The organism is Pseudomonas sp. Sample_16, from assembly GCF_004307665.1.
GTDB lineage: Bacteria > Pseudomonadota > Gammaproteobacteria > Pseudomonadales > Pseudomonadaceae > Aquipseudomonas.
This window is the reverse complement of sequence record NZ_RCOB01000103.1, coordinates 1-11,725: the sequence shown is the minus strand read 5'-3', so window position 1 is coordinate 11,725 and position 11,725 is coordinate 1. Positions and strand designations below refer to the sequence as shown.

Here is an 11,725-nt window from a genome sequence, read left to right as displayed (position 1 = left end):
GTGCGGGATGTTTAATAGTTGAAAGTCTTGACCAGCAGCAGGTCACCGATGGCCCGCAGGGGCACGATGAAGGTCTCGCGTTTTTCGTCGACGGTGTTTTCGTTGAGCACCAGGTTGATCTGCGAAGTGATCACCTCGTTCTGGTTGCCGGCCTCATCGAAGTTATAGCCGCCGCTGCCGAAGTTGCCCCAGTAGTTGACGTAAACCAGATAGGTGCCATGCAGCGGTGCGGTCATGGTGAACATTTCCGGGCCGGGACCGTCGACACCATCGGGGTCGAGGCCGCCGCCGTTGGTCAGCGCCGAGTGCGCCCAGAACGCATGCTGGCCGTCAGGCGTGATGATGTGCAGATCGAGTTCGGCCTTCGGATCATCCCAACCCAGCACCACACGAATCCGTGCGGGCGTGCGCAGGTTATTGGCTTCATAGAATTGAACGCGCTTGAGCGACTGGCCCTCGGCACTGCGCACTTCGACGCTGTTGGAGCCGGCACCGAACGCATACGGCCGGGCAAAACGGCCCTGGTCGTCGGTGTACAGGTTCAAGGGATTGCCGTTGACCGCCAGCGTGTGCGGCCCGCGTTGCGCACCGATCGCCTTGAGCTGGCCCTGGATCATCGTGCGATTACGCTGCACACCCCGGTCGATGGGCGGTGTGGGATAGGCGACCTGCGGGTTTTCACTACGGTCGAGCAAACCGTTGAAACGCCAGCCACCCACCGGCTCCGACATCTCGGCACTCGGCGCGGCCAGCGCCGAAGCGCAAGCCAACCCGATCAGCAGCGAAAGAAATGAACGCATGTGATGCCTCCTGCCATGCATGACGAAACCTTGCGCCAGATCCTCGGCGCGTTACAGATAGGGGTACTGCGTTTCGTCTGAAAGACCCGTGAATAACCGGTCGTCGATGGCGCGAAGGTTAATCGCTCGGTCGCTTTCTAACAATCGGATACATCTGAAATTGCAGCAGCATCATGCGGGTGGGTGGACGGTGAGCCGAATAAAGATCATATTCGGCTCACTATATGAGCCGAATAGCATTTCTAATCGGCTCACTCTTTATGGAAGTTGAATGCATGGTTCCCCACTGGATCTGGCAACAGCCCGATTGGCCAAGTTTCACCTGGCATGCCGAGCGTTTGGCATCGCTGCTGCGCGAGTGTGTTCAGGCGCAAGGTCGATTGACTGGAATGATCAGCTCCGTGGGCAACTCGCTCAGTGCACAGAGTGAGCTCGATGCATTGCTGCAAAACATCGTTACCTCTTCAGCGATTGAAGGTGAGCAGTTGAATGTCGGCTCGGTACGATCTTCTCTGGCGCGGCGTCTCGGTCTACAGATGCACGAGGGCGACCCCATCAGCCAACGCAGCGAAGGTCTGGCGCAGTTGATGCTCGATGCCACGCAGCATTTTGCCGAACCGCTGACCCTTGAACGGCTGCTTGATTGGCATGAGTGGCTGTTCCCCGATCAGGACAGCTCATTCACCGTTCAAAGTATCCGCGTCGGCGCATTGCGCGGCGATGACCCGATGCAAGTGGTGTCCGGGCGTCTCGACAAACCCATCGTCCACTTCGAAGCGCCGCCCCGCAGGGGCCTGGAACGGCAACTCGAGACTTTCCTCGAGTGGTTTGAAAGCAGCCGCCATGAGGTCGGGCTCGATCCACTGTTGCGCGCCGGTATCGCGCACTTCTGGTTTGTCACGCTGCACCCTTTCGACGACGGCAATGGTCGCCTGACGCGAACCCTCACCGACCTTGCCCTGGCGCAAGGCGAGGCTCAGGCCATTCGTTTCTACGCCATGTCGGCGAGCATTCTCGAGGACCGCTCCGGCTATTACCGCGTATTGGAAACCAGCCAGAAGGCCACGTTGGACATCACCCATTGGCTCGAGTGGTTTCTGCAAACCTTGCTGCGCAGCTTGCAGCAGGCGATGGTGCGAATCGAGTCGGTGCTGGGCAAGGCGCGTTTCTGGCAGGCGCATCGGGAATCAGAACTCTCCAGCGAGCAGACCAATGTACTGAATCGTTTACTCGATGGCGGCGAACGTGGTTTCGAGGGCGGAATCAGCGCGGCTCAGTATCAAGCCGTAGCAAAGGTTTCCAAAGCCACCGCAACCCGTCATTTGGCTGAACTGCTGGAAAAGGGTTGCCTGGAACGACTGCCCGGCGGCGGTCGCAGTACTCGCTACCAAATTCACTATCCTGATCACTCCCCCCTCTAAGCGCTGCCGCAGGCTGCGTCTACAGGGGTTTGTATCATCTGTGAATTTGCCCATACCCCCCCTATCTGCTAGTGTCGCGCCGGTTTAACGTCAACCGGAAATCGCCGCCATGGCCCGCAAAAAAGCTGCACTGGATTTCGAACAATCCCTCGCCGACCTGCAAACGCTGGTGGAACGTCTGGAGAATGGCGAATTGTCGCTGGAAGATTCGTTGACCGCTTTCGAGCAAGGCATCGGTCTGACCCGCGATTGCCAGGCGGCGCTGGCGCAGGCGGAGCAGAAGGTTCAGGTGCTGCTCGAGCGTGATGGCGAGCTGGCCGAGGAACCCTTCGACGCGGACCAGCCAGAATGATTGCAGCGTATTCGGCGACCAGCCAGGCCCGGGTCAATGCGGCTCTCGAAACCCTGTTCATCGCCCCGAGCTCTGAGCTCGCGCGGCTCTACGAAGCAATGCGCTACAGCGTGATGAACGGCGGCAAGCGCGTGCGTCCATTGTTGGCCTATGCAGCCTGCGAAGCGCTTGGCGGAAAGGCCGAGCAAGCCAACGGCGCGGCCTGCGCAGTGGAATTGATCCACGCCTATTCGCTGGTGCATGACGATTTGCCGGCCATGGACGATGATGACCTGCGTCGCGGCCAGCCCACCACCCACAAGAAATTCGATGAAGCCTGCGCGATTCTCGCCGGTGACGGTTTGCAGAGCCTGGCGTTCAGCGCCCTGCTCGACCCGCGCCTGAGCCATGCAGAAGCCGACATCCGCCTGCAAATGGTCACCGCACTGGCCCAGGCTGCAGGCCCGGCCGGCATGGTCGGCGGTCAAGCCATCGACCTGGGCTCGGTCGGCCTGAAGCTCGATCAAAAAGCCCTCGAATACATGCATCGGCACAAGACCGGTGCCTTGATCGAAGTCAGCGTCAAACTCGGCGCCCTGGCCAGTGGCCGTGCCGAGAAGGACGAACTGAAATCCCTGCAGACTTATGCAAGGGCTATCGGCCTGGCGTTTCAGGTTCAGGACGACATTCTCGACGTCGAAAGCGATACCGAAACCCTCGGCAAACGCCAGGGGGCGGACATTGCCCGCGACAAGCCGACCTACCCGGCCCTGCTCGGCCTCGACGCGGCCAAGGCCTACGCCCTGGAACTGCGCGATCAGGCCCTGCATGCGCTGCGACCGTTTGACGCGGCGGCCGAGCCATTGCGTGACCTGGCCCGGTATATCGTCGAGCGCCGCAGCTGACGGCGTTTGCGCCAAAAAATACCAACGCGTGGGCAGGGGCCGATGCATCAGGTAAACTGCCGCATCTTTTATACCTATAACGATTCGCCTGATGCCCACGACGTTTCATGAGATTCCCCGCAAGCGCCCGACCACGCCCCTGCTCGACCGCGCGAACACGCCGGACGGCCTGCGCCGGTTAGGCGAAGCCGAGCTGGAAACCCTGGCCGATGAGTTGCGCCTGGAATTGCTCTACACGGTCGGCCAGACCGGTGGGCATTTTGGTGCCGGCCTGGGCGTGATCGAGCTGACCATCGCGTTGCATTACGTTTTCGACACCCCGGACGACCGGTTGGTGTGGGACGTGGGTCATCAGGCTTATCCGCACAAGATCCTCACCGGTCGCCGCGAGCGCATGGGCACCCTGCGCCAGAAGGACGGCGTTGCCGCTTTCCCGCGCCGCTCCGAGAGCGAGTACGACACCTTTGGCGTCGGCCACTCCAGCACCTCGATCAGTGCCGCGCTGGGCATGGCGATTGCCGCCCGCCTGCAAAACAGTGATCGCAAGGCCATCGCTGTGATCGGTGACGGCGCACTGACGGCCGGCATGGCGTTCGAAGCGCTGAACCATGCGCCGGAAGTGGACGCCAATATGCTGGTGATCCTCAACGACAACGACATGTCGATCTCGCGCAATGTCGGGGGTTTGTCGAACTACCTGGCGAAGATTCTTTCCAGCCGCACTTACGCGAGCATGCGCGAAGGCAGCAAAAAAGTGCTGTCGCGGCTGCCCGGCGCCTGGGAAATCGCCCGTCGTACCGAAGAGTACGCCAAAGGCATGCTGGTCCCCGGCACGCTGTTCGAAGAGCTGGGCTGGAACTACATCGGTCCGATCGATGGCCACGACTTGCCGACCCTGATCGCCACCCTGCGCAACATGCGCGATCTCAAAGGCCCGCAATTCCTGCACGTCGTCACCAAAAAAGGCAAAGGCTTCGCCCCGGCGGAAGTCGACCCGATCGGTTACCACGCCATCACCAAGCTTGAGCCGCTGGACGCGCCGGCCGCTGCGCCGAAAAAAGCCAGCGGGCCGAAGTATTCCGGTGTGTTCGGCGAATGGCTGTGCGACATGGCCGCTGCTGACCCTCGCCTGGTCGGCATCACGCCGGCGATGAAGGAAGGCTCCGACCTGGTGGCCTTCAGCGAGCGTTTTCCGCTGCGCTACTTCGACGTGGCGATTGCCGAGCAACACGCGGTGACCCTCGCAGCCGGCATGGCCTGTGAAGGCGCCAAACCGGTAGTGGCGATCTATTCGACCTTCCTGCAACGCGGTTACGACCAGTTGATACATGACGTGGCGGTGCAGAACCTCGACGTGCTATTCGCCATCGATCGCGCCGGGCTGGTTGGCGAAGACGGCCCGACCCACGCTGGCAGCTTCGATCTGTCTTTCCTGCGCTGCATCCCCGGCATGCTGGTGATGACCCCGAGCGATGAGAACGAACTGCGCAAAATGCTCACCACCGGTCACCTTTACGAAGGCCCGGCGGCGGTGCGTTACCCGCGCGGCAATGGCCCGAATGCGACTATCGAAAAAGACCTCGAGCCCATCGAGATCGGCAAAGGCGTAGTTCGCCGCCAGGGCAGCAAAGTCGCCCTGCTGGTGTTCGGCGTGCAACTGGCCGAGGCGCTGAAAGTCGCAGAGAAGCTGGATGCGACCGTGGTCGACATGCGTTTCGTCAAACCGCTGGACGAAGAACTCGTTCGCCAGATCGCCGCGAGCCATGAGCTGTTGGTGACCATCGAAGAGAACGCGATCATGGGCGGCGCCGGTGGCGCAGTCAGCGAGTTCCTCGCCCGCGAGAACATCCTCAAGTCGATGCTGCACCTGGGCTTGCCAGACATCTACGTCGAACACGCCAAGCCTGCGCAAATGCTGGCTGAGTGCGGGCTGGATGAGGCCGGAATCGAAGCTTCGATTCGCACGCGCCTGCAACTGCTGAACACCTCAATATAAGACTTACGCAAAACCCTGTAGGAGCGAGCCTGCTCGCGATAGCGGACTGACAGTCAACCGATTCTCTGACTGACATACCGTCATCGCGAGCAGGCTCGCTCCTACATTGGTTTTTTGCGTTCTTAAGATTTGTTTTGCTCCAACGTATTAACGGACTGCCATGAAACTCTCCCCTCTCGCCCTGTCGCTGACCCTCCTGCCGGCCGGCCCACTGCTGGCCGACACCTTCGAACGCGATCAAGCCCTGAAGCTGCCCGACGTGCTGATCAGCGCCAACCGTCAGGTCGAAGCGCGCAACGACAGCAGCGCCGCCAACACCGTGTTCACTCGCGAAGACATCGACCGCCTGCAACCAGACAGCGTCACCGAACTGCTGCGCCGGGTGCCGGGGGTGCAGGTAGCGCAAACCGGTGGTCGCGGCAGTCTGCCGGGGATTTACATTCGCGGCACACAGTCGGCGCAAAGCCTGGTGCTGGTGGACGGTCAACGCATCGGCAATTCATCGTCGGGCGACAGCAATCTGCAACACATCAACATTGAACAGGTCGAGCGCGTAGAAGTGTTGCGCGGCTCCCGTTCGGCGATTTATGGCAGCGATGCGATTGGCGGGGTGATCCAGATTTTCACCCGGCGTGGCAGCGAACCGGGAATGCGTCCACAAATGCATGTCGGTTTCGGCAGCAACCAGACCGGGGAACGCAGCCTCGGCTTGTCTGGCGGCGATGAGCAGACACGCTTCAATCTGGGTGCCAGCCTCAATGAAACCGCGGGAATAAATCGCACTCACGAGTCGTATCCCAGCGATGGCGATCACGATGCATACCGCAATAAATCGTTCAGCCTGAGCCTCAGCCATGCCCTGACCGATGACATTGAAATCGGCGCCAATGTGCTGGATAACCGTGGCAAAACTGAATACGACAACCCGTTCGGTCGCTTCGACCTGAATACCTTCGAGTCAGTCCAGGAGCAGCCCTACAACGAGTTCGACGTGAGCAGCGTCAGCAGCTACGTCGACGCGCGGGTCAACGATCTGTGGAAAACCCGCATCGAATTCGGTCACAGCGAAAACCGCGAGAAAACCTTCGACAAACTCAGTGATGAACGCAGCGTGTTTAACACCTACCGCGACTCGGTGAACTGGCAGAACGACCTGACACTCAACGAGCGCAACAGCCTGATTCTTGGCGGTGACTGGTATGAAGACCGGCTCAACAGCAGCACCGCATTCGAGGAAGACAGTCGCTGGAACCGCGCAGCATTTATCCAGCATCGCTTTCAGGCCGAGCACTTCTCCACCGAGCTGGGTTTGCGCCGTGACCAGAACCAGCAATTCGGCGGCCAGAACAGCTGGAGCGGCACCCTGACCCTGCCGCTGAACCCTGACAACGATGTGCTGCTGACCTACAGCGAAGGTTTCCGCGCACCAACCTTCAATGACTTGTATTACCCGGACTTCAGCAACCCCGACCTGAAACCGGAAACCTCGAAAAGCTACGAGTTGCAATGGCGCAGTCAGTTGACCGAGACCAGTCGACTGGAAGCATCGCTGTACCGTACTGACCTTGAAGACGCGATCATCTTCGGCAGCAACTCACGCCCGGAAAACGTTGCGTCGGCACGGATCAACGGCTTTGAAGCGGCGTTGAAGCAAGAACTGTTCGGTTGGCAGAGCAATCTCGGCGTGGCGATCATCGACCCACGGGACCGCGAAACCGGCCACACCCTGGCCCGCCGCGCACGCCGCACTGTGAGCCTGGACCTCGACCGGCAGTTTGATCGATTGGGCCTCGGTGCCAGTTGGCAGGCGGTCAGCAACAGCTATGACGACTTGAACAATCAGCAGCCATTGGGCGGTTATGCGTTGCTGGGCTTACGCAGTAGCTGGGCGCTCAATCGCCAGATCAATCTCGAGCTGAAGGTCGATAACCTGCTGGACAAGGGTTACAGCCGAGTGCTGTACAGCCATGAAGGCAATCAGTATGGGTATCGCGAGGAAGGACGGGCGTGGATGTTCGGGGTGACCTGGACCCCGGAACTCTGACCCACGATCATTCCCACGCTCCGCGTGGGAATGCATCCCGTGACGCTCTGCGTCACATCAAGAGCGGACGCGGAGCGTCCATGGCGGCGTTCCCACGCAGAGCGTGGGAACGATCATTCAAAGCTTTTTAGCGATCCGGCGCAATCAACTGGCACAACTTGGCGGTTGCCTCGATCATCTGCCCACTGGGCCGTTCCAGGCCTTTGTCCGTGACCAATCGCAACTGACCTTGCGCCACGGCCGTGACCTGCGGCCACGCCTTCCACGCATCAAGCTGCGCCTGATCACTCGCCAGAATCAGCTCGGGATTACGCTGCAACACTGCCTCCACACTGACTTGCGGCGCCGGCAACGTCAGGTCGGAAAATACGTTACGGGCGCCGCAAACCTCCAGCGCATCGCTGATGATCTGCCCGCCACCGACGGTGTAAAGCGGCCGATCCCAAACTTGATAGAACACCCGCAATGGTTGATCCCGTCGATAGCGTTGGCGCAATTGCGTCAGCCGCTGGCGTAGATCGGCAGTCAGTGCAGTCCCGCGTTCGCGGCGGCCGAGTTGCGAGGCGATCGCCTCGATCTGCTGGGTCAGTTGATCGAGTGTGTGTGGCTCGGCGACGAAAGTCGGGATGTTCAGGCGCTGGAGCTGATCACGCTGGGCCGGGCTGACGCTGCCGGGCCAAAGCAACAGCAAGTCGGGCTGCAGGCTGAGCAAGCGCTCGATGTCCAACTGACCGTAGCGGCCAACGGAAGGCAGATGCTTGAGTTCGGCGGGACGCTCACCGGCATCCAGCACACCCACCAACAGGTCGGCCGAACCCAGTTCAACAACGATTTCGGAAAGAGAAGGCGCGAGGCTGACGACTCGCTCGACCGCGCTTGTCGAACCACTGAAGGCCAACAGCAGAACCGTCAGCCAGACCGCGCGCATCAACCGAGTTGACGCGGAATACGGTAGAGATAGAACAGCACCGCGGTCGACAGTGCCAACAACATCAGCGGTACTGCCTCGAGGCCGACAAACACCGCCAACGCACCAATCCAGGCCGGCAGGCCAGCGACGAGCAATGCCGCACGGCGCTTGGCTGCCAGGCTGATCCACGCAGCGGGTTCTTCTGGGGTGTCGAGGGCTTTCTGGGTGGCGATCAGCGCGTGTTTGTATCGACCGAAAAACTTCAGGCTGACGAACATCGAGGCGACGCCAGCGATGAACAATGGCATCGCCAGCACTGGCAGAATCGCTTCGGTCTGGCCGAACACACCGTTGATCACGAACAGCGGCAACAAGGCCAGCGCCAGGTATTGCCACCAGTTGACGGACAGTCGCCGCCGCACCTGACCGCGGGTCACGCCCGGTCTACCTCGCCCTGATGCTCATTACCCATCATGTGGTCGAGCTTGCTGGCTTTGGTGGCCAGATAGAGTTTGTTGTGCGGATTATGGCCGGTGTGCAGCGGCACGCGCTCGGCAACCACGATGCCCATGTCGGTCAAGGCTTTGACCTTGCGTGGGTTGTTGGTCATCAGACGCAGGGACTTGACGCCCAGGTGCTCGAGCATCGGCAGGCACATGGCGTAATCCCGCTGGTCCGCGGCAAAGCCCAGGCGCTCGTTGGCTTCAACGGTGTCGGCACCGCCATCTTGCAATTCGTAGGCGCGGATCTTGTTAAGCAGGCCGATGCCACGACCTTCCTGCCGCAAGTACAACAGCACGCCACGGCCTTCACGGGCAATGGCTTGCAGCGCGGCCTCCAGTTGCGAACCGCAATCGCAGCGCTGGCTGAACAAGGCATCGCCGGTCAGGCATTCGGAATGCAGCCGGCCGAGTACCGGGGCACCGTCGGCGATCTCACCCAGGCTCAGCACGACGTGCTCGCGGCCGGTGGCTTCGTCGAGAAAACCGTGCATGGTGAATTGCGCAAAAGGCGTTGGCAGCTTGGAAGCGGCGACAAAAACGACAGGCACCGGTGTGCTCCTGATCTAAAGAGTCTGAAGATTCGCAGGTCGGCATTGTAACAGCACGTTCCGGGCGACGCTTAGGCTGAATTATCGGCGATAACTATCAAAAAGTTTGATATCCGGCCCGATCTGTTTCTGCAGGAGTCGCCGCAGGCTGCGATCTCTTGATCTTGTAAAGCAAAAATCAAAAGATTACAGGTTTCGGCAGCGCCTCAAGAGGGTTGGTTAATTGCGCCGAGCCATCCTGGTTCTCCCACTTAACCCCTCAGACGAAAATCCACACCAATCCTTGCATCGCCAGCCAGGCAAACACCCCGGCCAATACGTCATCGAGCATGATCCCGACACCGCCGTGGACGTGCCGGTCGATCCAGTGAATCGGCCAAGGTTTGAGAATATCGAAGAGGCGGAACATCAAGAACCCTGCCAACAGCCACTGCCATCCTTCGGGCACCAGCCACAAGGTAATCCACATTCCGACCATTTCGTCCCAGACGATGCCTTCATGGTCGTGTACGCGCAAATCATCGGCCACTTTGCCGCACAGCCAGAACCCGAACAGCATGGTGATGCCGAGCATCAACCAGTAGCCCCAGTCGGGCAGCATCTGCCACAGCGGAACAAAGGGTAGCGCAACTAACGACCCCCAAGTCCCCGGAGCCTTTGGCAAGGTGCCCGAGCCGAAGCCGAACGCCAAAAAATGCCACGGATTACGCCAGACCGACGGCGGCACGAATTCCGCCGGGACCTGCTTGGGGTGATCTGTCACGGTGACTCCCGAAAATGTTGGTAACCCCGGGTTTGCGGGGTGATGTCCTGTCCGTCGGCATCCAGCAGCGTCACGCCCTGCCCGTTCACCACGCGGCCGATCACATGAATCGGCCAACCGTTGGCCAGCAACGCCGGCAACTCGACGGACGGTAAAGTGAACGCCAGTACGTAGTCATCGCCACCGCTCAGGGCTGCGCTTTGCGCATCGGGCTGGCCCAGGAAGGCCACCAGCGCCTGCGACAGTGGCAAACGGTCACGCTCGACTTGCAGGCCGACCTTCGACGCGAGAGCGATATGCCCGCAATCCGCGAGCAGGCCATCGGAAATGTCCAGCGCCGAAGTAGCCTTGCCGCGCAAAGCCTGGCCCAGCCCGAGTTGTGGTCGCGGAGACCAGTAGTGCGCCAGCAACGGCTCGGCGATGGCGGCATCTGCCGTGCGCTGACCGAGCACCAGCGGCAACGCGCCGGCGGCATTGCCCAACTCACCGCCGACACACAACAGATCGCCCGCTTGTGCGCCGCTGCGGGTCAACGCCTTGCCGGACGGCACGCGGCCAAACACGGTCATGGTCAGGCTCAACGGCCCCCGAGTCGTATCGCCACCGACCAACGCCACGCCGCAACTTTGCGCCATCTGGTTCAAACCACGGGCATAGGCTTGCAACCAATCGGTGGTTACCGTCGGCAAGGTCAGGGCAAGGGTAAAGGCGACCGGAGTGGCGCCCATGGCGGCGAGGTCGCTGACGGCCACGGCCAGCGAGCGCTGGCCGAGCAGAAAAGGATCGCAGGGGTCGGCGAAATGAACGCCGGCCACCAGCGTATCGGTAGAAATGGCCAACTGTTCCCCGGGAGGAACAGCCAGCAAGGCGCAGTCGTCGCCGATCCCGAGGGCAACGCCTTCGCCGCCCTGCGCACAAGGCGCGGCGGCAAAGTAATTGCGGATCAGCTCAAACTCGCCCATGGCGCAGTCAAGAGGTTCAAGCGCGGATCAGCGCTTGAACGCCTTCACTTCAGCTTCACGCAGACGCGGAGCCAGCTTGTCGAGCACACCATTGACGAACTTGTGGCCGTCGGTGGAACCGAAAACCTTGGCCAGTTCGATACCTTCGTTGATCACAACGCGGTACGGCACGTCGACGCGCTTGAGCAGTTCCCAGGTGGACAGACGCAAAACCGCCAGCTCAACCGGGTCCAGTTCTTCGATGGTCAGGTCGAGGCACGGCGTGAGTGCAGTGTCGATTTCGGTCTTGAACTGCGGAACCCCGTGCAGGATTTCGCGGAAATAGGCGCCATCGACATCGGTGAAATCGTTATCGACCCGGAACTGCGCTTCGATCTCGTTCAGCGACTGCTTGGCCATGTGCCATTGGTACAGCGCCTGGGTCGCGAGCTGACGGGCTTCGCGGCGCTTGACGCTTTTCGATGGCTTGCCGGCATCCGCAGGCTTTGGATCGCGCGGGTTGAAACGATCGCTTTCGTCGCTAATCACTTGGCCTCCAACTG

General features: G+C 60.7%; 12 protein-coding genes. 5 read left to right on the top strand and 7 right to left on the bottom strand.

Features of this window, described 5'->3' with window-relative positions:
• Positions 1-11: 11 nt before the first annotated feature.
• Complete coding sequence (locus D8U69_RS14905) at positions 12-800, bottom strand: DUF2135 domain-containing protein (RefSeq protein ID WP_130907615.1); 789 nt, start codon at positions 798-800, stop codon at positions 12-14.
• 275 nt (positions 801-1,075) lie between these two features.
• On the opposite strand from D8U69_RS14905, the gene D8U69_RS14900 reads away from it, so the two are divergent.
• From D8U69_RS14900 to D8U69_RS14880, 5 genes are all read left to right on the top strand, one after another.
• Positions 1,076-2,221 carry a Fic family protein gene (locus tag D8U69_RS14900; protein WP_130907614.1) on the top strand — a complete coding sequence of 382 codons (1,146 nt, stop codon included), beginning with the start codon at positions 1,076-1,078 and terminating at the stop codon, positions 2,219-2,221.
• 109 nt (positions 2,222-2,330) lie between these two features.
• The gene (locus D8U69_RS14895; RefSeq protein WP_007894317.1) at positions 2,331-2,573 is read left to right on the top strand and encodes an exodeoxyribonuclease VII small subunit; all 243 of its coding nucleotides are present in this window, start codon (positions 2,331-2,333) and stop codon (positions 2,571-2,573) included.
• Positions 2,570-3,457, top strand: a complete 888-nt coding sequence (ispA, locus tag D8U69_RS14890; RefSeq protein ID WP_130907613.1) for a (2E,6E)-farnesyl diphosphate synthase — start codon at positions 2,570-2,572, stop codon at positions 3,455-3,457. The genes D8U69_RS14895 and ispA overlap by 4 nt, the downstream gene beginning before the upstream one ends.
• Positions 3,458-3,548: 91 nt before the next feature.
• Positions 3,549-5,453 (top strand): 1-deoxy-D-xylulose-5-phosphate synthase, encoded by a 1,905-nt coding sequence (gene dxs, locus D8U69_RS14885; RefSeq protein WP_056855840.1) that lies wholly within the window; start codon positions 3,549-3,551, stop codon positions 5,451-5,453.
• A gap of 160 nt (positions 5,454-5,613) precedes the next feature.
• Positions 5,614-7,497: a TonB-dependent receptor gene (locus tag D8U69_RS14880; protein ID WP_130906180.1), complete on the top strand. Its 1,884-nt coding sequence runs from the start codon at positions 5,614-5,616 to the stop codon at positions 7,495-7,497.
• A gap of 127 nt (positions 7,498-7,624) precedes the next feature.
• Here the strand turns inward: D8U69_RS14880 and D8U69_RS14875 are convergent, their stop codons facing one another.
• The 6 genes from D8U69_RS14875 to nusB form a co-directional block, all read right to left on the bottom strand.
• Positions 7,625-8,425: a cobalamin-binding protein gene (locus D8U69_RS14875; protein WP_130907612.1), complete on the bottom strand. Its 801-nt coding sequence runs from the start codon at positions 8,423-8,425 to the stop codon at positions 7,625-7,627.
• Entirely contained in the window at positions 8,425-8,844 is a 420-nt protein-coding gene (locus D8U69_RS14870) for a hypothetical protein (protein WP_056855843.1), read from the bottom strand. Before D8U69_RS14870 ends, D8U69_RS14875 begins: the two co-directional genes overlap by 1 nt.
• Positions 8,841-9,458 (bottom strand): GTP cyclohydrolase II, encoded by a 618-nt coding sequence (ribA, locus tag D8U69_RS14865; protein ID WP_044465292.1) that lies wholly within the window; start codon positions 9,456-9,458, stop codon positions 8,841-8,843. The genes D8U69_RS14870 and ribA overlap by 4 nt, the downstream gene beginning before the upstream one ends.
• Before the next feature lie 259 nt (positions 9,459-9,717).
• Positions 9,718-10,221 (bottom strand): phosphatidylglycerophosphatase A, encoded by a 504-nt coding sequence (locus D8U69_RS14860; protein WP_130907611.1) that lies wholly within the window; start codon positions 10,219-10,221, stop codon positions 9,718-9,720.
• Complete coding sequence (thiL, locus tag D8U69_RS14855) at positions 10,218-11,183, bottom strand: thiamine-phosphate kinase (RefSeq protein ID WP_130907610.1); 966 nt, start codon at positions 11,181-11,183, stop codon at positions 10,218-10,220. Before thiL ends, D8U69_RS14860 begins: the two co-directional genes overlap by 4 nt.
• A 27-nt stretch (positions 11,184-11,210) precedes the next feature.
• The gene (nusB, locus tag D8U69_RS14850) at positions 11,211-11,711 is read right to left on the bottom strand and encodes a transcription antitermination factor NusB (RefSeq protein WP_008053839.1); all 501 of its coding nucleotides are present in this window, start codon (positions 11,709-11,711) and stop codon (positions 11,211-11,213) included.
• Positions 11,712-11,725: the final 14 nt, after the last annotated feature.

What these genes read in the sequence shown, in the direction of transcription:
- D8U69_RS14905 (WP_130907615.1), bottom strand. Translation starts at nt 800, where the DNA reads ATGCGTTCATTTCTTTCGCTGCTGATCGGGTTGGCTTGCGCTTCGGCG.
- D8U69_RS14900 (WP_130907614.1), top strand. Translation starts at nt 1,076, where the DNA reads ATGGTTCCCCACTGGATCTGGCAACAGCCCGATTGGCCAAGTTTCACC.
- D8U69_RS14895 (WP_007894317.1), top strand. Translation starts at nt 2,331, where the DNA reads ATGGCCCGCAAAAAAGCTGCACTGGATTTCGAACAATCCCTCGCCGAC.
- ispA (WP_130907613.1), top strand. Translation starts at nt 2,570, where the DNA reads ATGATTGCAGCGTATTCGGCGACCAGCCAGGCCCGGGTCAATGCGGCT.
- dxs (WP_056855840.1), top strand. Translation starts at nt 3,549, where the DNA reads ATGCCCACGACGTTTCATGAGATTCCCCGCAAGCGCCCGACCACGCCC.
- D8U69_RS14880 (WP_130906180.1), top strand. Translation starts at nt 5,614, where the DNA reads ATGAAACTCTCCCCTCTCGCCCTGTCGCTGACCCTCCTGCCGGCCGGC.
- D8U69_RS14875 (WP_130907612.1), bottom strand. Translation starts at nt 8,425, where the DNA reads ATGCGCGCGGTCTGGCTGACGGTTCTGCTGTTGGCCTTCAGTGGTTCG.
- thiL (WP_130907610.1), bottom strand. Translation starts at nt 11,183, where the DNA reads ATGGGCGAGTTTGAGCTGATCCGCAATTACTTTGCCGCCGCGCCTTGT.